Genomic DNA, 23,588 nt, shown 5'->3' with positions numbered 1-23,588 from the left:
AGTCGCTGGGAGGCGTGGCATGAAGAACCGTCCTCGGGGCGGTCTCGGTCGGGGCCTGGGGGCCCTCATCCCGACCGGACCGGCGCCGACCGCCGATTCCGCCACTGTCGAGCCGGACGCCTCCGTAGCCGTCGGTACGCTCGCCGAGACGCCGCCGCCGGCAGTGAGCCCGCCCGTCGCGGCGCAGCCCGAGCCCGCGCTCAGCCCGGTGCCCGGCGCCCGGTTCGCCGAGATCCCGGTCGACGCGATCGTGCCGAACCCGAAGCAGCCCCGGCACATCTTCGACGAGGCGGCCCTGGAGGAGTTGAAGGCCTCGATCCAGGAGGTCGGCTTCCTCCAGCCGATCGTCGTGCGGCAGCTCGACGACGAGAAGTACGAACTCGTCATGGGCGAGCGGCGCTGGCGGGCCGCGCAGGCGGTCGGGCGGGAGAGCATCCCCGCCATCGTCCGGGACACCCGGGACGACGCCATGCTCCGGGACGCGCTGCTGGAGAACATCCACCGGGCCAACCTGAACCCGCTGGAGGAGGCCGCCGCGTACCAGCAGTTGCTGGACGAGTTCGGCGCCACGCACGAGGAACTCGCCCAGCGGATCGGGCGGAGCCGGCCACAAATCTCGAACACCATCCGGCTGCTCAACCTCCCGGCACCGGTGCAGAGCCGGGTCGCCGCGGGCGTGCTCTCCGCCGGCCACGCCCGGGCGCTGCTGAGCCTCGACGACCCGACGGCGCAGGAGCAGTTGGCCAAGCGGATCGTCGCCGAAGGGCTCTCGGTCCGCGCGACCGAGGAGATCGTGATGCTGGCGGTGAGCGACGGCAGCACGGGCAAGAAGGAGACGGCCAAGCGCCGGCCCAAGCCGCACGCGCCCGCGCTGACGGATCTGGCCGACCGGCTCTCCGACCGGTTCGACACCCGAGTCAAGGTGGACATCGGCCGGAGCAAGGGCAAGATCACCATCGAGTTCGCGACGGTCGATGACCTGGAGCGGATCGTTGGCCTCATCGGCGTCGGCGAGGAGGAGGAGTCGGAGGGCTGACCCTCCGACCGCCGGCCGCGTGACCCCACCGGGCCACGCGGCCGTTCCATGTCCGACGGCGGCGTCCACTCTCGGCGGTACGCCTACCGTGCGGGCGCCTCCAGCAGCTCGGCCCAACCACCGCCGCCGACCGTGCCGGAGTGCCCCTCATTCGAGCGCCACGGGCCTGAGGCGGGCCCGCCCTACCCGACCCCTGCCCGCTCGCACTTCTGGCGCTGCGGGGCAAGCAGGAGGTGCTTCCGTCCGTGCCCGAAGTGGCCTGCTGTCCGGATCGGGGGTGCGGGTGCGGTGGTAGCGGTGGCTCTCCGGTTTCACGTGAAACCGGAAAGCCCGCCAGGCGGTTTGCGGTCGTGGACGCGATGGCTGGGCGGGCGGCTTCCCTTCGGTCACCGACACGTGGCTCGTGAACCTTCGCGCACAGGCTCCGCGAACCTTTGAACCTGGAGGCGGGAGTTGCGCTGACGCCGAGGTGCCGAATTCGGGCTGTGCGGTTTCACGTGAAACGGTGCAGCGAACAGGCCGCCGCGCCCGCGCCTCCTATTCAAAGGAGGTTGGCCGGCGAGGCTGCGCCACGACCGTCTGCCGCCCGTCCTTCGGAAGCTGCCTGATGACACCCCCGCCCACCACTGGGTGCGACTCGCCGCCTTGCGGCACCTCACCGGGCTCGCCTTTGCGGCACCTCACCGCTGCGCGCATGACGTGGTGCTGACGGCCTCACGATCCATGCCCTGTGCGTAGGGCCACTGACATGCTGCTGCGGAGCTGCGGCCATGGCACTTGCTCGCTGCCATCGCAAGAAGCCCAGGGGCAGTGACGCCTGCGCGCGTAAGTCAACCGCCGTCAAGGCCGCGCCGGACGTATTGGACCTCCCGCCTTCCGCCGCCAGCCGCTCGCCCCAGCCCTCCCTGCCTTGAGCCAACAGCCCGCTTCCCCGGTTCGGGTCCCGGCACCTGGCCCCGGCTCCCGGCCCTTGGTTCCGCCCACGCCCGCGGAGTGTCCGGCCCCCTCACCCGGAGCCCGGGCCCGGGCGACCCGACCCCGGGCTCCGGCTCCCGGAGCGTGGCCTCCGTTCGGCATGTGGCTCCGACGCTGGCCGCCCGGCTTCCTGCTCCCGCCCGGCGCTCTGGCCACGCCGACGAGCCGATGAAGCCGAGCGGGACAGCGTCGGGCGGGACATCGACGGGAACGGCGTCGACGGGAACGGTGTCGACGGGAGGACGGATGGTGTCGACGGTGCGGAGAGACTCCACGACCGCGTGCGCGAAGGCCCGCGACGTTCCCCGGGGCGGCCGGTGGTTTCACGTGAAACGGCCGCCCTCCCATGGCGCTCGGACGGTGCGGATCGGGGCCAAAAGTTATCCACACCAGTTATCCACAGCCGCGCCTCGTTTCACGTGAAACCCCGCGTGAAACCCGTTGCTGGCCTGTGGATGACGGGGTGTGTTCCGGGTCTCAGCGCCCTGTGGATATCTGTGGACAAGCCCCTTGGGCGGCCATCTCACGGCGACCCGGCACGGAGCCGCCGTCGACTCTTTCGGGTAGGGACACCGGCACCGGAAGCGGTTAGTGTCAGCGTCGTGCACGACACCCCTCCCTCAGTCCCGGACTTCGCCCAGTGGCCGTCCTTCCCCTTCGAGGGTGACCTTCGCGTCAAGCAACTCGATGATCCGGTCCCGGTCGAACCGCCCCGCAAGGGCGAGGGACACCGGGAATGCACGGCCTGCAACGCCCCCGATGACGCCTACATCTGGGTGGGCGAGCGCTGGCGGGTACGCGCCATGGACCGCCCCACGGGGCTGCCGATGGTGCTGATCCTGGAATCCCGCTCGCATCTGGACCTCGGCGACCTGCCGAACCTGCTCGCCGCCGAACTGGGGGTGATGACCGTACGCCTGGAACGGGCGATCCGGTCGCTTGACGGGGTCGCGAGGGTGCACGTCAACCGCTGGGGCGACGGCTCGGCGCACCTGCACATATGGTTCCTCGCCCGGCCCTACGGTCAGCTCCAGCTCCGCGGGACCTTCCTCTCCCTGTGGGACTCGATCCTGCCGCCCATCTCCGAGGCGCAGTGGCGAGAGAATCTCGCCCTGGTCGCGGCCTGGCTCGCGGAGTTCGGGGGGCGGCCCCTGGCCGAGCCGTCGCGCATCCAGTGGCAGGCCCCGTCCAGCTTCACCGGGCAGCCCTCGCCCGGGGACGACGTCACCACAGGCGAGGCGGTGTCCGTGATCGAGTCCGCCGAGGAGTCGCACGCCCCGGCGGCCGACAGCCCGGAGGCCGAGGCCGCCGCTCCGGAGGGCGGACAGTCCGACGACTGACGCGGCACGGGCGGCCACCCGAGGTCGCGGGGTGGCCGCCCGTGCCGGCGGAAGGAACGGACGGTCAGGCCCGGCGCGTCGCGGCGCGCGCCACCAGTGTCCCGATCATCTTGCCGAAGTCGAGACCGGCGGCCTGCACGGCGAGCGGCAGCAGGGAGGTCTCGGTCATCCCCGGCGAGACGTTGACCTCCAGCACGTGCGGCTGCCCCGCCGAGTCCACGATCAGGTCGACGCGGCTGAGGTCGCGCAGGCCGAGCGCGGTGTGGGCGGCCAGCGCGACGTCGGCGACCGCACCGGCCACCTCCGGGGCCAGTCGCGCCGGCGTGTGCCACGTCGTGCGGCCGGCGGTGTAGCGGGCGGCGTAGTCGTACACCCCGTTGCGGGGCACGATCTCCACCGCCGGCAGGGCCCGCGGCCCGTCGCCCAGGTCGACCACGGAGACCGCCACGTCCATGCCGGGCACGTACCGCTCGACCAGCGCGGTCTGGTCGTACGCGAAGCAGCCGACCATCGCGGCCGGGAGGGACGCGGCGTCCCGGACCACGGCGGCGCCCAGCCCCGAACCGCCCTGGGCGGGCTTCACCATGAGCGGCAGCCCCAGCCGGTCGACGATGCGGTCCAGCACCGCCACTGCGCCCAGCTCCGAGAAGCGATCGTGCGGAAGGGCGACCCAGTCCGGGGTGGGGATGCCCGCCTCGCGGAGCACCGCCTTGGCCGACGGCTTGTCCCAGGCGAGCCGGGACGCGCGGGCGTCGCACCCCACGTACGGGACACCGCAGAGGTCGAGCACGCCGCGCAGCGAGCCGTCCTCGCCGGTCGCGCCGTGCAGGGCGATGACGACGGCGTCCGGCGGGTCGGCGGTCAGGGCCGGCAGCAGGGTCACGTCGGCGTCCCGCAGCTCGGCGTCCATCCCGGCGGCGCGCAGCGCGTCGAGCACCCGGCGGCCGGACCGGAGCGAGACGTCACGTTCGTAGGAGAGCCCGCCGGCGAGCACCAGCACCCGCAGGTCGGCGGTGACGGCGGAGTCGGTCACGACGGAACGGTCGGCAGCGGTGGGAGCCATGCCGGAATCATGCCAAGTCGGGACCCGGCGTGTCCGAGCCGGCCTGCCCCCGCCGCGATCCGGGGCGGCCGACCGCGCCGAACACCCGCCGCATGGCGATGTCCTGCTCCATGACGCCGGCCAGCCGGCGCACGCCCTCGCGGATCCGCTCCGGGGGCGGGAAGGAGAAGTTGAGCCGCATGTTGCCGCTACCCGTGCCGTCGGCGTAGAAGCCGGTGCCCGGCACGTACGCCACACGTGCGGCGATGGCCCGCGGCATCATCGCCTTCGAGTCGAGGCCGTCGGGGAGGGTCGCCCAGACGAAGAGGCCGCCCCCCGGCGTCGTCCAGGTGGTGCCCGCCGGCATCAGGTCCTCCAGCGCGGCGAGCATCGCGTCGCGCCGTTCCCGGTAGACCTCGCGGTAGACCTTGAGCTGCTCCCGCCAGGGCATGGTGCCGAGGTAGGTGGAGACGGCGGCCTGCGCGTAGCCGCTGGGGCAGAGGATCTGCGCCTCGCTGGCGATCACCAGCTTGTCGCGGACGGCGTGCGGCGCCAGGATCCAGCCCACCCGCAGGCCCGGGGCGAAGGTCTTGGAGAAGGTGCTGAGGTAGAAGACCCCGTCGCGGCGCCGCGCGCGCAGCGGCGCGGGCGCGTCCCCCTCGAAGCCCAACTGACCGTACGGGTCGTCCTCGACCACCAGGAGGCCGGCGCGCTCGCAGATGTCGAGCACCCGCTCTCGCCGCTCCTCGGTGAGCGTCACGCCGGTCGGGTTCTGGTAGGTGGGGATGGTGTAGAGGAACTTCACCCGCCGGCCGGCGCGCGCCTGCTCGGCGATGGCCGCCTCCAGCGCCTCCGGGATCAGCCCGTCGTCGTCCATCGGCACGTGAACCACCTGTGCCTGGGCGGCCTGGAACACCCCGAGCGCGCCGACGTAGGTCGGGCCCTCGGCGAGCACCACGTCACCCGGGTCGAGGAAGAGCCGGGCCACCAGGTCCAGCGCCTGCTGCCCGCCGACGGTGACGACCACGTCCTCCGGGGAGGCGCCGCAGGCTGCGTCGATGCCGGAGAGCGCCATCACCTCGCAGATCCGCTCGCGCAGCTCCAGGGTGCCCTGGCCGATGCCGTACTGGAGGGTGGTGACGCCGTGCTCGGTGCCGAGCCGGCCGAGCATCTCACCGACGGCGTCGAGCGGCAGCGCCGCGATGTAGGGAGCGCCGCCGGCGAGCGAGACCACCTCCGGCCGGCTGGCCACCGCGAAGAGCGCGCGGATCTCCGAGGCGGTCATGCCCCGCACACGGCGGGCGTACCGGTCGGTGTAGTCGTCGAGCGTCGTGCCGGTCATGACATCACCTCGATGGCTGCTCGGGTGGATCCCGCCCCGCGTACCCGGGACACCGGCGACCATGGCGACGCGGGACGCCGGGTGTCGATCCTAGTCGCCCCTGCCAGGAAGGCCGCCACGACGTGACCAGCGTCCACATCGCGGACCACCGGTGGCCCTCCCGGAGGTGGTCATTCCCGCGTCCCCTCCCGTGGCGTCCGGAACCGGCGTACGATCGCTCGTCGGGGGCAGGAAGGCGGCGTTGTCGTTCCGTGCCGGTCTCACCTCCGAGCCTAATGTGGGGATGCGCCAATGTCGCGACGTCTGGTCAGCTTGACCCTCGACACCCTGGAGGACGTGCCCCGTCCGTGCCGGCAGTGCGTCTACTGGGAGCTTGACCCGGTTTCGGCGGACCGGGCCTGCGCCGCGGGCGACCCGGGGCTGGAGAAGGAGGCCTGGGTCTCGCAGACGCTGCTGGAATGGGGGTCCTGCGGCAAGCTCGTCTACGTCGACGGCATGCCGGCCGGCTACGTCCTGTACGCCCCGCCGGCCTACGTGCCCCGCTCGATGGCGTTCCCCACCTCCCCGGTCTCGGCCGACGCGGCGCTGCTGATGACGGCCAACGTGGTGCCCGCCTTCGCCGGTGGCGGGCTTGGCCGGATGCTGGTCCAGGGGGTCGCCCGGGATCTCACCAAGCGCGGCATCAAGGCGATCGAGGCGTTCGGCGACGCGAAGTTCGGTGACGCGGCGGACCCGGCCGGCACCTGCGTCGCCCCGGCCGACTTCTTCCTCTCCGTGGGCTTCAAGACGGTCCGCCCGCACCCGCGCTTCCCCCGCCTCCGGCTGGAGCTGCGCACGGCCCTGAGCTGGAAGTCCGACGTCGAGTACGCGCTGGAGAAGCTGCTCGGCTCGATGAGCCCCGAGACGCTGCTCCGCCCGGTCCGCCCGGCCCCGGCCACCCGTTCCACCGCCGGCTGACCGCGCCGACCGCCCACTCGGTCCACGACAGCCCGGGCCGCTGCCCGGCCCAGGACCGCCCGGCCCACGCCTGCGCCGGCCGCCGTTCAGTCCACCACCGTGCCGGCGGCCACGACCGCCCGCAGCTCGCTCACGTCGATCGAGCCGGTGGGCACGTCCCGCTCCACGGGGAAGTACATCCGCTGCACCGCGGCCACGACGGCCTCGGCCACCCGGTCCCGGAACCGGGGGTCGACCAGCCGGGCCCGGTCGCCGGGCGAGGTGAGGTAGCCGACCTCGACGCGTACGGCCGGCATCCGGGTCAGCCGGAGCAGGTCCCACGCCTTCGCGTGCGTACGGCAGTCGCGCAGCCCGGTACGGGCGACGATCTCCCGCTGCACGAGCCCGGCGAGCCGTTCCCCGGTCGCCGAGGTGACCCCGTTGTCGGTGCCGTAGTGGTAGGTCGCGACGCCCTCGGCCGCCGGGTTGGCGTGCCCGTCGAGGTGCAGCGAGATGAACACGTCGGCCCCGAGCGAGTTGGCCAGCTCGGCCCGGTCGACGTCCGGCAGGCAGTCCTCCGGGGCCGGCCCGCGGGTGAGCTGCACCCGGACGCCGGAGGCGGCGAGCCGGCCCTCCAGCCGGCTGGCCAGGTCGTGCACCAGGTCCGCCTCGGTCCACCGCAGCCGCCCGTCCGGCACCACCACGCCCGGGTCGGTGCCCCCGTGACCGGGGTCGACGACCACGGTCCGTCCGACCAGCGTCGGGCCGGACTGCCGGATGGCGTCGGACTCGCGCAGCCACTGCGGCCGCCCGCCGACGACCTTGCGCCCGAGCCGGCGCAGCGCGTTCATGGTGTGCGGCCCGCACGAGCCGTCGGGCGTCAGCCCGACCTCGCGCTGGAACTGGGCGACCGCCCGCGAGGTCCGTACGCCGTAGATCGCGTCCGCGCGCCCCACGTCGTACCCCATCTCCAGCAGTCGTTCCTGGAGCGACCGGACGTCCTCGCCGGTGAGCGGCTCGGGGACCGCGTGGTAGAGGGTGCGGGCGCCGAGCCGCCAGCGGGCGGCGTCCAGGGCCCGCCAGGTCTCCGCGCCGACCCGGCCGTCCACGCTGAGCCCCCGGGACTGCTGGAAGGCCCGCACGGCCCGTTCGGTGTGGGTGTCGAACTCGTCGGCGTCGGGTGCCATCGGCGCGAGCAGGTCGAGGCCGGTCAGCACCGTACGGATCTCGGTGACCGCGGGTCCACGGTCACCGGGTCGGATCGGACGCACGCACGACCCCCTCTGCACGGACGCTGGCTGGCCGGGCGGCCCCGGGGTTGAGGTTATGCGTTCCGGGGACCTCAGGTGGGCACGCCGGGAAAAGACGTCGACCCCGTCCCCCGGGCGGACCGGGTACGGGGTCGACGTGCGTACGTGCAGCTCAGAGCGCCGATTCGATGAGCCTGACCAGCTCACCCTTCGGCTTGGCGCCGGCGATCGACTGCACCGGCTCGCCGTTCTTGAACACGGTGAGGGTCGGGACGGACATCACCCGGTACGTGCGGGCGGTCTCCGGGTTCTCGTCGATGTTGAGCTTGACGATGGTGACCTGGTCGCCCATCTCGCCGGCGATCTCCTCCAGCAGCGGCGACACCTTGCGGCACGGCCCGCACCACTCGGCCCAGAAGTCCACCAGAACCGGCTTGTCGGACTTCAGCACGTCGGCGGCGAAACTTGCGTCGGTGACCGACTTCGTTGCTCCCACTATGACCCTCCTCCGGAGTTTTCGGTTGTTCAGCCCTGCAGCGTGGCGATGAAGCGCTCGGCGTCCAGCGCGGCGGCGCAGCCCGTACCGGCGGCGGTGATGGCCTGCCGGTAGGTGTGGTCCACCAAGTCGCCGGCGGCGAAGACACCGGGCATGCTGGTCCGGGTGCTCGGCGACTGGACCTTCACGTAGCCCTCGTCGTCCAGCTCCACCTGACCCCGGAAGAGCTCGCTGCGCGGGTCGTGGCCGATGGCCACGAAGACGCCGGTGACGTCGAGGACCTTGGACTCGCCGGTGTGCGTGTTGCGCACCCGTACGCCCGAGACCTTGCCGTCGTCGCCGAGGATCTCCTCGACCACGGTGTTCCACTCGACCTTGATCTTCTCGTTGCCCAGCGCCCGCTCGGCCATGATCTTGCTGGCCCGGAAGGAGTCCCGGCGGTGGATGATGGTGACCGACTCGGCGAACCGGGTGAGGAAGCTGGCCTCCTCCATCGCCGAGTCACCGCCGCCGACGACCACGATGTGCTGGTTGCGGAAGAAGAAGCCGTCGCAGGTGGCGCAGGACGAGACACCGTGGCCCAGGTACTCCTGCTCGCCGGGGACGCCCAGCGGACGCCACGCCGAGCCGGTGCTGAGGATGACGGCCCTCGCCCGGTAGGCGGTCTGACCCACCCAGACGGTGCTGACCGCGTCGGAGCCGACGCTGCCGGTGTCCTTCAGCTCCACCCGCGTCACGTCGTCGGTGAGGAACTCCGCGCCGAACCGCTCGGCCTGCTTGCGCATGTTGTCCATCAGCTCGGGGCCGAGGATGCCGTCGGCGAAACCGGGGAAGTTCTCCACCTCGGTCGTCGTCATCAGCGCGCCGCCGGACTGCACGCCCTCGATGATGAGCGGCTTGAGGTTGGCGCGCGCCGCGTAGACCGCCGCCGTGTAACCGGCCGGCCCGGAGCCGATGATGATCAGGTTGCGGACCTCGTCCACTGCCGTCTCCCGATAGTGTTGTTCGCCATCGGCGCGCGCACCGATGCCGATCCGATGCCGACGCCCCTCGCGGTGCCGGCAGCCTGATGTGCAGAACGTCATCGTACGAACCGGGGATTCCCGAGCCGGTCATCCGGTGGGTCAGGTCACGTGGCCGGTCAAACGTCCGGTGGCCGCGAATTCACCCTACCCGTGTGCGGTAGCGGCTGTCCGAGCCGGATCCGGGCACCCCGCATTCCGGTCCGCTCACCCAGGCCCAGTGCGCGCCGCTGTTGTCGGTGAACCGGACGACCAGCGCCGGCTGGCCCTGGAACCGGGCGTAGTCGACCACGTCGACCACCAGCGGCCCGCCGCCGTGCTCGGCACCGATCTCGTCGATGCAGTCGCTCAACGCGGCCGGGTCGGTGAGCCGGTCGAGGCCGACCGCGTCGCCGGGCAGCCGCCCACCCTCGACGTTGGGCCGGGGATCGGCGCTGAACCGCTGCGCCCCCATCGTCGGCGAGACGTCGGCCAGGGACTCGGGCGTGTAGTCCCTCCCACTGCGCAGCGTGGGCATGCCCGCCCGGAACGGCGTGCCGGCGGGGCCGGCGACCTCCGGTCTGGTCGGCCGGGACAACGCCGTGTCCGCGGCTCCGTCCCCCTGCTGCCCGGTGAGCTGGCTGACGCCCAGCCCGACCGCCGCGATCGACGCTGCGGCGAGCGCGACCGGGCCGGCCAGCCGGGACCAGCGGCGGCGCCGTCGGCCCGGCCCCGTGGCCGCGCCCCGGCCGGGCTCCGAGCGGGGTACGCCGGCAGGGCGCCGCGCGGACCCGCCGAGCGGCTGTGCCGGCACGACCGCGCCCGACCTGCCCGTCCCCGGCTCGTCGGCAGGCAGCGCGTCGCCGCCCCCGGAGCGGAGGCGAACGGCCTCGGAGCGGGCCGGCTCGGAGTCGGGCGGCTCGGGATGCACCAGGTCGGCGCGGGCCGGCGTCGGATCGAGCGGGCCGGAATCGGGCGCGGGGGCGTTGGCCAGGGCCGCGACGAGCCGGTCGGTGACGTCCGTGGGCATCTCGGGGGCGGGGCCGGCCCAGGCGGCGGCCAGGTCGGCCCGGACGCTTGCCAGGGCCGGGGCCAGCAGCGCGTACGCCTCCGCCCAGGCCGCGTCCTCGTCGACCAGCCGGGCGACGCGCGCCTCGTCCGGGGTGCCGTCCAGCGCCCCGCCGACGTAGTCGGCGAGCAGGTCGTGGTCGACCTCTCCGAACCCCCCGGCCGTCACGCGTCCTCCTGGTGGGCATCCCGCCGGGACCGTCCCGACCCCGATCGGACGCCCTCGGGCGGTCGCGGGTTCCCTCCGGTGACGGCCGGCACGTTGGGGCCCGCCGCCGGGGCGGGCTGCGGCGACTCCTGCCGCTGCGGGGCGGGGCCTGGCGGCTCGGACGGCTGCGGGGCGGGCCGGGGGCGCAGGTGCCCGAGCTGCGTCGCGAGGCGGGCCCGGCCCCGGGCGCACCGGCTCTTGACCGTGCCCTCGGCGACGCCGAGGATCCGGGCCACCTCGGCCACCGGGTAGCCCTGCACGTCCACCAGGATCAGCGCCGATCGTTGCTCGGCCGGCAGCCCGGCGAGCGCCTGGCGGACCACCAGCGCCGTGTCGTGGTCGTGAACGGGAGCCGCCGGCTCGACGCCGCCCGTGGCGGAGTCGGAGTCGCCGTCCCGGACGCCGTCCGGCAGCGGGACCGTGGGATGCGCCTGCCGGCGCCGGATCCGGTCCAGGCAGGCGTTCACGACGATCCGGTGCAGCCAGGTGGTGACCGCCGAGTCGCCCCGGAACCGGCCGGCGGCGCGGTGGGCGGACAGCAGCGCGTCCTGGAGGGCGTCGGCGGCCTCCTCGCGGTCGCCGAGCGTCCGCAGCGCCACCGCCCAGAGGCGGTCGCGGTGCCGGTGGAACAGCTCGGCGAAGGCGTCCCGGTCGCCCGCCACGTGGGCGTGCAGGAGTTCCAGGTCCGTCGGCCCGGCCGGCGGCACCGACGACGCGACCGGTGGGCCGCTCGCTCCGCCCACCGGTCCACCGCTCGTCCGCTCCCCGCGTACGCCCATCACCACGTCCGGCGGGTGCGGTGCCCTGGGCGCGGCGGCCGGCTCACGATCCCTGGACCGTGATCTCCTGGACGCCGAGCTTGTAGCCGCCGTCGCTCGGCGGCAGCTCGGTGATCCAGAGCAGCAGGTAGCGGTACTTCTTGTCGCCGTCGAAGCCGTTGAAGGTCATCTTGGTGCCGTCGTGCTCCTCGAACGGCTGCCCGATCGGCTTCCCCTTGTATTCGGCGTAGAGCTGGCCGTCGCCCGTCGACGACGAGGGCGGGTTGGATGCTCCGGTGAGCAGTTGCGCGGAGGCGCCCCGGGCGGAGAGCAGCACCTGCACCGACTTGACGGTGTGCTCGCCGCCGAGGTCGATCCAGACCCCCATGCCCTTCTTCAGGTTGCCGAAGTTGGCGCGCCCGCGGTAGGTCTGGGTCTCCCAGCCCTTGTCCTCGTCGCCGTCGAACACCCGGTCTGCGTTCCGGAGTTCCTGCCGGTCGCCCTCCGGGTCGATGATCCGGGCACCGCTGATCTTCAGCTCCCGCACCGTGGTGGCGGCCGGGGTGGCGTCGCCGCCGGGCGCGTTCGACGAGGGCGCGGCCACCGGGGTCTGTGGGCTCCCGTCGCCCCCGCCCAGCACGCTGATGCCGATCAGCAGGCCCACCAGGGCGACCGCCAGCAGGCCGGCGATGCCGATGGCGACCTTGCGACCGCCGGCTGCGGCCAGCGGGGACGGCTCGTCGGCGGTGTCGGCGGCGAAGCGCAGCGGGCCGGTGCTGTCCAGGAACTGCTCGTCGGCCGGCACGTCCAGGCGGGCCAGCTCGGCGGCGAGCACGTCCGACGAGGGCGGCGCGATCTCGGCGTCGAGCAGGTCCATGGTGAGGTCGTCGAGGTACGCCGGCACGCCCGCCCGGACCTGCCGGGGCGCGGCGATCGCGCCGGCGGCGTCGCGGACGGCGTCGGGGATGGCGGCCCGGCCGTGGCCGGCGGTGGCGCCGCGCAGCGGGGCCTCGGCGTGCGGCCAGTGCCCGGTCAGGGCGAAGTAGAGGATCCCGCCGATCGCGCGAACGTCGCTCTGCTGGCTGTCGTCGCCGTCGGTACGCGCGTCGGCCAGCACCACCCGGCCGTCGTCACTGATCATCACCGTGCCGGGGTGGACGTTGCCGTGCACCATGCCGGTGGCGTGCACGGCGGCGAGGGCGCTCGCGACGGCGTTGCCGATGGTGGTGGCCCGGGCCGGGTCCAGCGGGCCGTCGGCGACCAGCTCACGCAGGGACCGCCCGTCGACCCACTCGCGCACCACGTACGCCCGCTCGGCCTCGTCGATCGCGTCGTAGACGCCGACCAGGTTGGGGTGGATGACCCGGCTCGCCGCGACGGCGCCCTGGAGCATCTCGGTGGCGGAGTCGCCACCCGGGTAGCGCAGCACGACCGCGACGGGACGGCGCAGGATGACGTCGACGCCCCGCCAGACCAGCCGACCCGCGCTGTCGTTGTTGATGTGCTCGACCAGCTCGTAACGCTCGGCGAGGATCTCACCGGCCGTGGGAGCACCGAAGGTCATGACCTGCGGAGCGCTCTCCTCCGTCTCCTGACCCTCGCCGACCTGGGTCACCCGTCCTCCCTCGGTGATCGTGTCGATCGATGGACCCGCGCTGCTGGGCATGTGGCTTCCCGCTCTGCCTTCGAAGGAACCGGCCGACCGGCGTCGACGCGGAGCGTCGGCGCCTGCCGTACCCGTCGAGAGCGACCTTACCCGGGTTGGCGGTCTCCCCGACATGTCATCTTCGCGCCGCTCCCGGGTCGGGCTGCCGGCCGGCGATCAACTTGTCCGGTTGCGACCGTTGTCAGCCACGTTGCTGGCACATGTACTAACCAATCTAGACGTTGACCGCAAGTGTTCGCCGGAGGGGCTGACCTGTGTGGCGGCGACGCCGACGCCCCCGGGTTCCCTCCGACCGTGCCGCCATGCTCAGCCGTACGGCTGGTTATCCACAGGCCCTTCCGGCGGCTGAGCGGTGACTCGCGGAGTTATCCACAGGCGCATCCCCAGGCTGGTGATCCTCGTTCACAGAGCGTGCAGACCATCCGCGGGTCGTCGGCCCGCACCCGAGCGCGGCGCGTCAGCGGCCCAGCCGGCGGCGGACCATGCCGACGACCTCGGTGATCTCACCGATCCGCAGCGCCATCGCGAGCCCGAGGTAGGTCCCGCCGATCACCGCGCCGCCGACCACGAGCTGGATGATCGCCTCCAGGCGGGTCGGCGTGTCGTCGCCGGGCAGCAGGGCGACCACCAGTAGACCGGCCAGTGCCGCGCCGAGCGCGGCGACCGCGACCCGGCCGAGAGTGCGCATGATCCCGCCGAGCCCGATCCGGCCGACCCGGGGACGGAGCAGCCAGGCGGAGGCGATCGCGGCGGCCAGGTAGGAGACGGCGTTGCCGATCATCATTCCGGCGGCCGCGAAGTGGGCGGCGAAGGCGGCGAAGAGGACGATCTGGACGCCGATCCGAAGCGCCACCACCGGGATGTTGATCAGCGCCGGGGTCCGGGTGTCGGGGAGCGCGTAGAAGGCGAAGGTGAACAGTTGGCTGACCGCGAACGGCACCAGCGCGAGCGCGGCCACCAGCAACACCACCGAGGTGTCGGCCGCGTTGTCGTCGCTGAACGCGCCGTAGCGGAACAGCACCACCGACAGCGGCGTGGCGAGCACGGCGTAGCAGACGGCGATCGGGGCCAGCACCGCCGAGACGGTCCGGGTGCCCCGGGACAGGTCGGCGGCGAGGTCCGCGTAGCGGCCGTCGGCGGCGGCCGCGCTCATCCGGGGCATCAGCGCCGTGATGATCGAGACGGCGATGATGCCGTGCGCCATCATCAACAGCAGGAAGACGTTGTTGTAGATCAGCGCGCCGGCGTCGCCGTCGCCCGCCCGGTTCAGCAGGTTGAACAGCACGATCAGGCCGACCTGGCTGACCGCGACGTAGCAGAACATCCACCCGCCCAGGCGGCCCAGCTCGGCCAGCCCCAGGGCGCGGAAGTCGAAGCGCAGCTTCCACCGGAAGCCGACCTCGCGCAGCGCCGGCAGCAGGCCGGCGGCCTGGATGGCCACGCCGAGCAGCGTGCCGCCGCTGATCAGCACGATCCGCCCGGGGGTCATCTGCTCCGGCCGGATGATGTCCGCGCCGAAGATCGCGATGTAGAGCCCGGCGGTACCGATCACCACCAGGTTGTTCAGGATCGGCGCCCACATCGGCGCGGCGAAGTGCCCCCGGGTGTTGAGCACCGCGCTGATCAGCGCACTGAGGCCGGTGAAGAAGATCATCGGCAGCATCAGGTACGACAGGTTGGTGACCAGGTCCTGGTAGTCGCCGCCGCGGTTGTCGCTGGTGTACAGCTCGGTCAGCCAGGAGGCGGCGAGCACCGCGAGCAGCGCGGCCCCGGCCAGAGTGACCACCGCGAGGGTGAGCAGCCGCTGGGCGTACGCCTGACCGCCGTCCGCGTCCGCCTTGCGCCGGCGTACCAGCACGGGGATCAGGACGCTGGTGAGGATGCCGCCGAGCAGGAACTCGTAGACCATCCCGGGCAGGATCTGCGCGGTGGTGTACGCGTCACCGACCAGCGCGCCGCCCAGCGCGGCGGTCAGCACCAGGGTGCGCAGGAAGCCCGTACCCCGGCTGACGAGGCTGCCGATCGCCATCACCGCGCTGTTGGTCGCGGCGCTGGCCTCGGCCACCTGCTCCTGCGGCGGCGCGGTCGACTCCATGGCCGGCTGGTTGAGCGGCTCGGCGGAGATGAACGTGGCGCCGTCCGACGGCCGGCCGGGCGCGGCGCCGCCCTGGGCGGCGTTCGCGCTGCGGTAGAGACCGCCGCTCATCTTGTCGCCTCCAAGGCAGAGGGGGTACGTCCGAGCCGGGCACGGGCCCGCACGTCACAGACGATAGTCAACAGTCGCCCGATACCCGCGCCCGGCGGACCGCATCCCCGCCGGGACCGATAGTCTGGCGCTCCCATGTCCGAAGCCTCCGCTCCCCACGCCGCCGACCGCCGCGAACTCACCGCCGCGCAGCGCAACGCCGTCGCCGAACTGCTCCGGGTCTCCCCGGTTGCCGACGAGCTGGGCCGCCGGTTCGCGCGGGCCGGCCACGAGTTGCACCTGGTGGGCGGTTCGGTCCGCGACGCCCTGCTCGGCCGCCTCGGCGACGACCTCGACTTCTGCACCGACGCGCACCCGGACGAGACCCTGCGCATCGTGCGCGGCTGGGCCGAGTCGGTCTGGGAGACCGGCCGGGAGTTCGGCACCATCGGGTGCCAGCGCGACGGGCTGCGGCTGGAGATCACCACCTTCCGGGCCGAGGCGTACGACCAGGTCAGCCGTAACCCGATCGTGGAGTACGGCACTGACCTCGCCGAGGACCTGCGGCGGCGCGACTTCACCATCAACGCGATGGCGGTCAGCCTGCCCGAGCACCGCTTCACCGACCCGCACGGCGGGCTGGACGACCTCGCCGCCAAGGTGATCCGCACTCCGGGCACGCCCGGGGAGTCCTTCGGCGACGACCCGCTGCGGATGCTGCGCGCGGCCCGGTTCGCCGCCCAACTGCGCTTCGCGGTGCACCCCGACGTCCACGCGGCGATGACCCTGATGGCCGCCGACCTGGACCGGATCACCGCCGAGCGGATCCGCGACGAGTTCACCAAGCTGCTCTGCGGCGCAGACCCGATCACCGGGCTGCGGCTGCTGGTCGACACCGGGCTCGCCGAGCGCTTCCTGCCCGAGCTGACCGGGCTGAAGCTCACGATCGACGAGCACGCCCAGCACAAGGACGTCTACGAGCACACCCTCACGGTGGTGAGCAACGCCGTCTCGTACGAGACCGAGGGGCCGGACTTCATCCTGCGGATGGCCGCGCTGATGCACGACGTCGGCAAGCCGGCGACCAAGGCGGTGGGCCCGGACGGCCGGGTCAGCTTCCACCACCACGAGGTGGTCGGGGCCCGGCTGACGAAGGCCCGGATGAAGGCGCTGCGCTACCCCAAGGAGATCACCTCCAAGGTCACCGCGCTGGTCGCGCTGCACCTACGGTTCTACGGCTACGGCCGGGGCGAGTGGACCGACTCGGCGGTGCGCCGCTACGTCGCCGACGCCGGCGACCTGCTGCCGCGCCTGCACAAGCTGACCCGGTCGGACTGCACCACCCGCAACCGGCGCAAGGCCGCCCAGCTCGCCGCGGACTACGACGCGCTGGAGGAGCGGATCGCCCGGATCGCCGCCGAGGAGGACCTGGCGAGGGTTCGGCCCGACCTGGACGGCAACGCGATCATGGAGCTGCTGGGCGTGCCGCCGGGGCCGGTCGTCGGGCGGGCCTGGAAACACCTCAAGGAGCAGCGCCTGGAGCGCGGCCCGCTGGACCGCGACGAGGCCGAGGCGGAGCTGCTGCGCTGGGCCCGCGACGAGGGCATCGTCGAGTAGTCGGCCACCCGACCAGGGCGCCGCCCCCGGGCCGGGGACGGCGCCCTGTCGCGGCAGCGGCCACACCGCTGCCCCGGTGACGTCAGCGGGTCTCGACCGCCGTGGCGTCGACCGACGGCTTGCCGTTGCCGGGAACGGACGACGCCGAGCCGAGCTTCGCCAGCAGGCCGGCCAGGTCGATCCCGGTCAGGTCGCTGCCGAGCTGGAGCCCCTGGGCCACGTTGCCCGCCACCGACTTCGTCAGCGACGAGGCGCCGTCGGTGGAGATGACGGTCATCTTGTCGATCGCGCCGATCGGGGCGCTGGCCGCCTCGACCACCTGCGGCAGCACCTTGACCAGCAGGTCCAGCACGGCGGCCTCGCCGTACGCCGCGAACGCCTCGGCCTTGCGTGCCATGGCGTCGGCCTCGGCCTGGCCCTTGGCCAGGATGGCCGCGGCCTCGGCCTGGCCCTCCCGCTCGACCGCCTCGGCGATGGCGGAGCGGCGGCGCTGCTCGGCCTCGCCCTCCTTGGCGCCCTCGATCGCGTTGGCCTCGGCCAGCGCGGCCCGGCGGGCCCGCTCGCCCTCACCGGTGAGCCGGGCCTGCTCGGCGGCGGCCTGCGCGGCGGCGATGACGGCCTGCCGCTGCGCGTCGGCGTTCAGCACGGCCGCGTTGCGGGCCGCCTCGGCCTCCTGCTCCACCTTGTACCGGGCCGCGTCCGCCGGCTTGCGCACCTCGGTGTCGAGCTGGCGCTGCTTGAGCTCGGCGTTGCGCTCGGCGACCTTCTGCTGCTCGGAGAGGATCGCCTGGTCCCGCTCGGCCTGGGCGAGCGGCCCGGCCGCGGCGGACTTGGCCTTGGCCGCGTCGATCTCCGCCTGGATAGCGGCCTGCTTGAGTGACAGGTTCCGGTTGGCCTCGGCGATGGCCTCCTCGGCGAGCAGCCGCTCCTGCTCGGCCTGCTGGCGGGCGCGCGCCTCGGCGATCGCCGCGTCCTTGAGCACCCGGGCCGCCTCCGGCCGGCCCAGGTCCTGCAGGTAGGAACCCTCGGCCAGGATGTCCTGGAGCTGGAAGGTGTCCAGCACCAGGCCCTGGTTGGTCATCGAGTGCTCGGCCTCCTCGGCGACCGCGCTGGCGAACGCCGCCCGGTCCCGGATGACCTCCTCGACGGTGAGCCGGCCGACGATCGAGCGCAGCGCGCCGGCGAGCACCTCCCGCGTGAAGTCCTCGATCTCGTCCTGCTGGTGCAGGAATCGCTGGGCGGCGGCGCGGATGGCGTCCTCGGTGCCGCCGACCTTGACGATCGCGACGCCGTGCAGGTCGGCGCGGATGCCCTGCTTGCTGACCGCGCCCTTGATGCCGACGTCGATGCGCCGGCTGGACAGGTCGAGCGACTGGAGCTTCTGCACCACCGGCAGGACGAAGACGGACGCGCCGAGCACGACCTTCTGCCCGGACATGTCGGTGGACCGGCCGCCGTCGGCGGTCTGCGTGGTGCGGCCCTTGCGGCCGGTGACGATGAAGGCCTCGTTCGGTCCGGCGACCTTGATCCGGGAGAGGACGAAGAGCACGAGCACGATGACGAGGAGGACCGCGCCGCCGATGGCGATGAGAAGGGGCATGTGACCGTCCTGATCTGCTATGAGGGGGTTCAGTAGGTTTCGACGTGCACGCTGGTCTCGCTGAGCGCCTCGACCACGAAGATCTGGGCGCCGACCGGGATCGGTCGGTCGGCCCGGGCGTTGAGCTTGACCGGCTGGCCGGCCACCCGGACCCGGACCTCGCCGTAGCCGTCTGCGGGCACCGGGGTGACCACCAGGCCGAGCGCGCCGACCAGGTGGTGGCGGGTGGGGGTGGGGTCGGTGCGCATGTCGCGGGCCGCCCGGCTCAGCCGGGACGCCGCCCACGCGGTGGGCACGGCGGCGACGAGGCCGCCGGCCAGCGCCACCGCGATCATCCCGGGGGTACGCCCGCCGAGCAGCTCGTTGGCGATCGCGGCGCCGAAGCCGAGCGCCCCGGTGAACCCGGCGACCGCCTCGACCGACACGGGACCGTCGAAGTCCGGGTTGCCGAAGTGCAGCAGCTCGGTGCCGAGCAGGGCGAGCGCCAGCACCGCGACGCCCGCTCCGCCGATGATGAGGAAGATCAGTGTCCCCGTGGCCACGACCCGCACCGTACCGATCTGGCGCAACGTGCCGCCGAACTCGCCGGACACGAATCTAGCTGTTGACAAGATTCCGGCGAGCAGCCAATCTTGACATTGACAAGACGGAGGTGCCCATGTCCTCGGCAACCCTGACCACCGCCGGCATCCTGCTGATCACCGTCGTCACGGTGGCGTACGGCGGGCTGACCCTGCTCATGCACCTGACCCGGCGCAAGGCCGGCTACCTCGACAACCCGGTCCGCCGGGGCCTGTGGACCGCCGGCCACGCGCACGCCGGGGTGCTGGTCCTCTTCGCGCTGGCCGTGCTGCCCTACGCCGACCAGGCCGACGCGTCCGACGGCACCCGCGCGCTCATCCGCACCCTGCTCGTGGCGGCGCCGATCCTGATGCCACTCGGCTTCTTCCTCTCGGTGGCCCGGCCGCAGGACACCAGGCCCAACAAGCTGATCTGGCTGACGGTCGCGGGCGGCGCCAGCCTCAGCGCCGGTGCCTTGCTGCTCGGCTTCACCCTGCTTTGAGCCGTCCGGGGCGGGATGCCGGCGGCCACCCGACGGCGTCGCCGGGGCGCACCAGCCAGGCCGGGCGCGACCGGGACAATGGGGAGATGCGCTGGACCGTGCTCGACTCCCCGATCGGCGAGTTCTCCGTCGCCACCGACGGGACACACGTGTGCCGGGCCCACTTCGGCCGGGTCGGCACGGCCGACGAGGAGCCGGGCGACGAGACGGCCCGGCAGGCCGTGACGGAGCTGCGGGCGTACTTCGCCGGCGAGCTGACCGAGTTCGCGGTGCCGCTGGCGGTGCCGGGCGGTTCCGACTTCGAGCGTGGCGTCTGGCGGGAGATGACCCGCATCCCGTACGGGGAGACGCTCACCTACGGCGAGGTGGCCCGGCGGCTCGGCGACCAGGGCGCCGCCCGCGCGGTCGGGGTGGCCTGCAACCGCAACCCGATCCCGGTGCTCGTGCCGTGCCACCGGATCGTCGGGGCGGGCGGCAAGCTGGTCGGCTTCGGCGGCGGCCTGGACCGCAAGGTGAAGCTGCTCGAACTGGAGGCCGGGGTCGCCCTGCAACGCGCCTGGTCCTGACGCTGGGCCGCCGTGCGACGGGCCGGTCCTGATGCGGGTCGCTGTGCGACGCGCCTGGTCCGGATCTGGGGCCAAGCCGCCCCGCCGGCCCCCGGCGACGTCAGCCCGGGGCGGGCAGGCAGCCGCCGTCGGCGATGCGGGTGCCGATCTCCACGGCGACGTCGCCCGCCCGGACGCTGCCGAAGACGCACGCCCGGCCGGTCCACCCCGCGAAGAGCAGGCCGTCACCGGGGCCGAGGTCGAGCCGGCCCGGCGGCCGGACGGTGACGTCGGTCAGCCCGGTCGCGGCGACGGCCCGCCGGACGGATTCCTCCCCGGGGTCGTCCCGCCCACCAGCGGCCAGGAGGTTGAGGCTCCGCATGACTTCCGCCGCGCAGGCTCGGGCACCGCTGGCCGCCTCCGCATCGAGCGTGCCGCGCTGCCGGAAGGCGTCATTGGCCGCCTGCTGACGGCGGAACTCCTCCTCGCGCCGCTGCTCGTCGGTCAGCGGCTGGCCGCTGCCCGGTCGGCTCGGCGTGGCGGTCGGGGCACCGCCGGCCGCCCGGGTGATCTCTCCTGGGCGCGCGACGGGGGCTTTCGCGCGGACGCAGCGGGCCTCGGTGACCGTCGCGGAGGTGGCCGGCAGGGCCGGTGTGATGCTGTCGTTCGGTGCGGAGGCGGGACCGGTGCCTGGACCGGTGCCCGGAGCCGCGCAGCCGGCGAGGACCGGAAGAAGCACGGTGCCGGCGACCGCGCCGATCGCCCATCGTGCCGCTCGGCGGCGGCCGGGGCGTGGGACGGACGTCACGGCGGTCAGCCTAACCGCGCGTCGCCGATTGCTCGACCCCGTGCGACGCCGGTGGTGTCGCGCGTACGGCGGTGGGAGAGCCGGACGCGGCGAAGGCCGGGTCCGTGCGGACCCGGCCTTCGGCGGTGCTGGTGGTCGGCGCGTCAGCGCTCGACCTCACCGGCGATGAACGCCTCGACGGCGGCGTGCGCGTCGTGGTCGGCGTACTGCACCGGCGGGGACTTCATGAAGTACGACGAGGCCGACAGGATCGGGCCGCCGATCTTCCGGTCGAGCGCGATCTTCGCGGCGCGGACGGCGTCGATGATGACGCCGGCCGAGTTCGGCGAGTCCCACACCTCGAGCTTGAGCTCGGCGTTGAGCGGGGTGTCGCCGAAGGAGCGACCCTCCAGGCGGATGTACGCCCACTTGCGGTCGTCGAGCCACGGCACGTGGTCCGACGGGCCGATGTGCACGTCGCTCTTGCTCATCTCGTGCGGGATCTGGGACGTGACCGACTGGGTCTTCGAGATCTTCTTCGAGACCAGCCGGTTGCGCTCCAGCATGTTCATGAAGTCCATGTTGCCGCCGAAGTTGAGCTGGTACGTGCGCAGCAGCTCGACCCCGCGGTCCTCGAAGAGCTTCGCCAGCGCGCGGTGCACGATGGTGGCGCCGACCTGGCTCTTGATGTCGTCACCGACGATCGGCAGGCCCGCGTCCTCGAACTTCTTCGCCCACTCGGGGTCGGAGGCGATGAAGACCGGCAGGGCGTTCACGAACGCGCAGCCGGCGTCGATCGCGGCCTGTGCGTAGAACTTGTCGGCCTGCTCGGAGCCGACCGGCAGGTAGGAGACGACGACGTCGACCTGCGCGTCGCGCAGCGCCTGCGCCACGTCGACCGGCTCGGCGTCGGACTCCTCGACGATCTCGCGGTAGTACTGGCCCAGACCGTCGAAGGTCGGGCCGCGCTGCACGCTGACGCCGGTCGGCGGCACGTCGCAGAGCTTGATGGTGTTGTTCTCGCTGGCGACGATCGCCTCGGCGAGGTCCATGCCCACCTTCTTGGCGTCCACGTCGAACGCCGCGACGAACTGCACGTCCGAGACGTGGTAGTCGCCGAAGGTGACGTGCATGAGACCCGGGACGCGGTCGTTCGGGTCGGCGTTCCGGTAGTACTCCACGCCCTGCACGAGGGACGAGGCGCAGTTACCCACACCGACGATGGCGACGCGGACGGAGCCCATAGCGTCTGCCTCCTTCTTCTTCATCACGGCCGCTCTTTCCTGGACTCTCCAGGCGGAGGCGGGCTGTTGTCTTCTCGTCGGCCGCCGGCCGTCCCGGTTCCCGGGACCGTCGGGGCACGGCCGGAGCGCTCGTTGGCGATGAGCTCCTCCAGCCAGCGGACCTCGCGCTCACAGGCGTCCAAGCCATGGCGCTGCAGTTCCAGCGTGTACGCGTCGAGGCGCTCGGCCGCCCGGCCGAGCACGTCGCGAAGCCCCTCGCGACGCTCCTCGATCTTTCGCCGGCGACCCTCCAGGATGCGGAGTCGGGTCGCCTGGTCGGTCCGGGCGAAGAACGCGAAGTGCACGCCGAAGCCCGTGTCGTCGTACGTCTCGGGCCCGGCCTGTGCGATCAGTTGGGCGAAGCGTTCCTTGCCCTCCGCGGTGATTTTGTAGACCACCCGACCTCGTCGGCTGGTCAGCGCGGGAACCTCCTCGGCGGTGGCGGGTGTCTCGGCGGCCTCGGTGATCCACCCCGCCGCCTGCAACCGACGCAGGGTCGGGTAGAGCGAGCCGTAGCTGATCGCCGCCCGGATCGCTCCGAGCTTGGCGGTCAGCTCCTTGCGCAGCTCGTAGCCGTGCATCGGAGACTCCTGCAGGAGGCCGAGGATGGCGAACTCGAGCACGGGCCATCCTCTCTGTACCCTCTACGCGGAGTGGTAACCGCCGCGATGTATCGGACCGATACATCGCACGCTAGCGGATCACCGTGATCAGGGCAAACCCCCGTTTCCGCGGTTCTGTGGTCACGCATCGTCACCGTGGTCGCCCCGTCCGGCGAGACCGCGTACCCTCTTCCGCATGCGTACGCAGCGCCAGGTGGTGGACTACTCGCTCCGGAAGCGAGCGGTGCTGCGTGAGCTCCTCGCCGGTCGGGTCGGCACGTACGACGTCTGCGACGCGTCGCCGTACCTGAAGAACGCCGCCCGCTACCACGGCGAACCGACGGACGAGCGGTGCCCGATCTGCCGGAGCGAGAACCTGACGCGCGTCCACTACATTTACGGCGACGAACTCAAGCAGTCCGCCGGCCAGGCCCGGACGCTGGCCGAGTTGCCCGTGCTGGCGATGACGCTGCGTGAGTTCCAGGTCTTCGTGGTGGAGGTGTGCCTCGGCTGTGACTGGAACCATCTCGTCGAGCAGTACCTGCTCGGCCGGGACGGGCTGGCCGGGGACCCGGAGGGCGGGCCGGAGCAGGACGCGGTGGGCGGCGCGGCCGCCTCGGGCACCGGTGCGGTCGGTCGACGGAGGCGAGAGGCGCAACGGTGATCCTGGCTCGATCGGCCGACCCCGGCCAGCACGCGCGCGCCCGGGGTGACCGACGGCTCGTTGGTCTGATTGGCCCGATTGATTCACAACTGACACCGGTCGACCGGCACGCTTGTGCCACACC

At 72.9% G+C, this 23,588-nt stretch carries 21 protein-coding genes; 7 read left to right on the top strand and 14 right to left on the bottom strand.

Going from position 1 to position 23,588, the window contains the following annotated elements:
• Positions 1 to 19 precede the first annotated feature (19 nt).
• Entirely contained in the window at positions 20 to 1,036 is a 1,017-nt protein-coding gene (locus AB0G14_RS16445; protein ID WP_357698036.1) for a ParB/RepB/Spo0J family partition protein, read from the top strand.
• Between the two features lie 1,577 nt (positions 1,037 to 2,613).
• Positions 2,614 to 3,351, top strand: coding sequence for a hypothetical protein (locus AB0G14_RS16440; RefSeq protein ID WP_357698034.1), 738 nt, complete (start codon positions 2,614 to 2,616; stop codon positions 3,349 to 3,351).
• A gap of 64 nt (positions 3,352 to 3,415) precedes the next feature.
• Here AB0G14_RS16440 and AB0G14_RS16435 read toward each other — a convergent pair whose 3' ends face one another.
• Positions 3,416 to 4,414: a D-alanine--D-alanine ligase gene (locus tag AB0G14_RS16435; RefSeq protein WP_357698032.1), complete on the bottom strand. Its 999-nt coding sequence runs from the start codon at positions 4,412 to 4,414 to the stop codon at positions 3,416 to 3,418.
• A gap of 7 nt (positions 4,415 to 4,421) precedes the next feature.
• Positions 4,422 to 5,735 (bottom strand): PLP-dependent aminotransferase family protein, encoded by a 1,314-nt coding sequence (locus AB0G14_RS16430; RefSeq protein WP_350702458.1) that lies wholly within the window; start codon positions 5,733 to 5,735, stop codon positions 4,422 to 4,424.
• A gap of 291 nt (positions 5,736 to 6,026) precedes the next feature.
• On the opposite strand from AB0G14_RS16430, the gene AB0G14_RS16425 reads away from it, so the two are divergent.
• Positions 6,027 to 6,692: a GNAT family N-acetyltransferase gene (locus AB0G14_RS16425; protein WP_357450258.1), complete on the top strand. Its 666-nt coding sequence runs from the start codon at positions 6,027 to 6,029 to the stop codon at positions 6,690 to 6,692.
• A gap of 86 nt (positions 6,693 to 6,778) precedes the next feature.
• Here the strand turns inward: AB0G14_RS16425 and AB0G14_RS16420 are convergent, their stop codons facing one another.
• From AB0G14_RS16420 to murJ, 7 genes are all read right to left on the bottom strand, one after another.
• Positions 6,779 to 7,942 (bottom strand): N-acetylmuramoyl-L-alanine amidase, encoded by a 1,164-nt coding sequence (locus tag AB0G14_RS16420; RefSeq protein WP_357698029.1) that lies wholly within the window; start codon positions 7,940 to 7,942, stop codon positions 6,779 to 6,781.
• A 151-nt stretch (positions 7,943 to 8,093) separates the two neighbouring features.
• A complete protein-coding gene (gene trxA, locus AB0G14_RS16415; protein ID WP_151452747.1) occupies positions 8,094 to 8,417 on the bottom strand; it encodes a thioredoxin in 324 nt (107 codons plus the stop codon).
• A 29-nt stretch (positions 8,418 to 8,446) separates the two neighbouring features.
• The gene (trxB, locus tag AB0G14_RS16410) at positions 8,447 to 9,400 is read right to left on the bottom strand and encodes a thioredoxin-disulfide reductase (RefSeq protein ID WP_357698027.1); all 954 of its coding nucleotides are present in this window, start codon (positions 9,398 to 9,400) and stop codon (positions 8,447 to 8,449) included.
• Between the two features lie 181 nt (positions 9,401 to 9,581).
• A complete protein-coding gene (locus AB0G14_RS16405; protein WP_357698025.1) occupies positions 9,582 to 10,655 on the bottom strand; it encodes a hypothetical protein in 1,074 nt (357 codons plus the stop codon).
• The gene (gene sigM / locus AB0G14_RS16400; RefSeq protein ID WP_357698023.1) at positions 10,652 to 11,473 is read right to left on the bottom strand and encodes an RNA polymerase sigma factor SigM; all 822 of its coding nucleotides are present in this window, start codon (positions 11,471 to 11,473) and stop codon (positions 10,652 to 10,654) included. Before sigM ends, AB0G14_RS16405 begins: the two co-directional genes overlap by 4 nt.
• A 43-nt stretch (positions 11,474 to 11,516) precedes the next feature.
• Positions 11,517 to 13,118 (bottom strand): protein kinase family protein, encoded by a 1,602-nt coding sequence (locus tag AB0G14_RS16395; protein WP_357698021.1) that lies wholly within the window; start codon positions 13,116 to 13,118, stop codon positions 11,517 to 11,519.
• A 457-nt stretch (positions 13,119 to 13,575) separates the two neighbouring features.
• Positions 13,576 to 15,324: a murein biosynthesis integral membrane protein MurJ gene (gene murJ, locus AB0G14_RS16390; RefSeq protein WP_357698019.1), complete on the bottom strand. Its 1,749-nt coding sequence runs from the start codon at positions 15,322 to 15,324 to the stop codon at positions 13,576 to 13,578.
• Between the two features lie 135 nt (positions 15,325 to 15,459).
• On the opposite strand from murJ, the gene AB0G14_RS16385 reads away from it, so the two are divergent.
• Positions 15,460 to 16,920: a CCA tRNA nucleotidyltransferase gene (locus AB0G14_RS16385; protein WP_357698017.1), complete on the top strand. Its 1,461-nt coding sequence runs from the start codon at positions 15,460 to 15,462 to the stop codon at positions 16,918 to 16,920.
• 82 nt (positions 16,921 to 17,002) lie between these two features.
• On the opposite strand, the gene AB0G14_RS16380 is transcribed toward AB0G14_RS16385, so the two are convergent.
• Together AB0G14_RS16380 and AB0G14_RS16375 are read right to left on the bottom strand one after the other, a co-directional pair.
• On the bottom strand, positions 17,003 to 18,520 hold the full coding sequence (locus tag AB0G14_RS16380) for an SPFH domain-containing protein (RefSeq protein ID WP_357698015.1): 1,518 nt from the start codon (positions 18,518 to 18,520) through the stop codon (positions 17,003 to 17,005).
• A 29-nt stretch (positions 18,521 to 18,549) separates the two neighbouring features.
• Complete coding sequence (locus AB0G14_RS16375) at positions 18,550 to 19,071, bottom strand: hypothetical protein (protein WP_357698070.1); 522 nt, start codon at positions 19,069 to 19,071, stop codon at positions 18,550 to 18,552.
• A gap of 107 nt (positions 19,072 to 19,178) precedes the next feature.
• On the opposite strand from AB0G14_RS16375, the gene AB0G14_RS16370 reads away from it, so the two are divergent.
• Together AB0G14_RS16370 and AB0G14_RS16365 are read left to right on the top strand one after the other, a co-directional pair.
• Positions 19,179 to 19,583, top strand: a complete 405-nt coding sequence (locus AB0G14_RS16370) for a hypothetical protein (protein ID WP_357698013.1) — start codon at positions 19,179 to 19,181, stop codon at positions 19,581 to 19,583.
• Positions 19,584 to 19,669: 86 nt separating this feature from the next.
• Positions 19,670 to 20,149, top strand: coding sequence for a methylated-DNA--[protein]-cysteine S-methyltransferase (locus tag AB0G14_RS16365; RefSeq protein WP_357698011.1), 480 nt, complete (start codon positions 19,670 to 19,672; stop codon positions 20,147 to 20,149).
• Between the two features lie 100 nt (positions 20,150 to 20,249).
• On the opposite strand, the gene AB0G14_RS16360 is transcribed toward AB0G14_RS16365, so the two are convergent.
• The 3 genes from AB0G14_RS16360 to AB0G14_RS16350 form a co-directional block, all read right to left on the bottom strand.
• A complete protein-coding gene (locus AB0G14_RS16360; RefSeq protein ID WP_357698009.1) occupies positions 20,250 to 20,936 on the bottom strand; it encodes a hypothetical protein in 687 nt (228 codons plus the stop codon).
• Positions 20,937 to 21,079: 143 nt separating this feature from the next.
• Positions 21,080 to 22,159 (bottom strand): inositol-3-phosphate synthase, encoded by a 1,080-nt coding sequence (locus AB0G14_RS16355; RefSeq protein WP_357698068.1) that lies wholly within the window; start codon positions 22,157 to 22,159, stop codon positions 21,080 to 21,082.
• Between the two features lie 23 nt (positions 22,160 to 22,182).
• Positions 22,183 to 22,821 (bottom strand): PadR family transcriptional regulator, encoded by a 639-nt coding sequence (locus AB0G14_RS16350; RefSeq protein WP_357698007.1) that lies wholly within the window; start codon positions 22,819 to 22,821, stop codon positions 22,183 to 22,185.
• Positions 22,822 to 22,996: 175 nt separating this feature from the next.
• Between AB0G14_RS16350 and AB0G14_RS16345 the strand changes: the two genes are divergently transcribed.
• Positions 22,997 to 23,464, top strand: coding sequence for a DUF5318 domain-containing protein (locus tag AB0G14_RS16345; protein WP_357698005.1), 468 nt, complete (start codon positions 22,997 to 22,999; stop codon positions 23,462 to 23,464).
• The last annotated feature ends 124 nt before the right edge of the window (positions 23,465 to 23,588 follow it).

This window comes from Micromonospora sp. NPDC023814, assembly GCF_040639595.1.
Taxonomy (GTDB): domain Bacteria; phylum Actinomycetota; class Actinomycetes; order Mycobacteriales; family Micromonosporaceae; genus Micromonospora.
The sequence above is the reverse complement of the archived record's forward strand: the minus strand, read 5'-3'. Positions and strand labels throughout refer to the sequence as shown.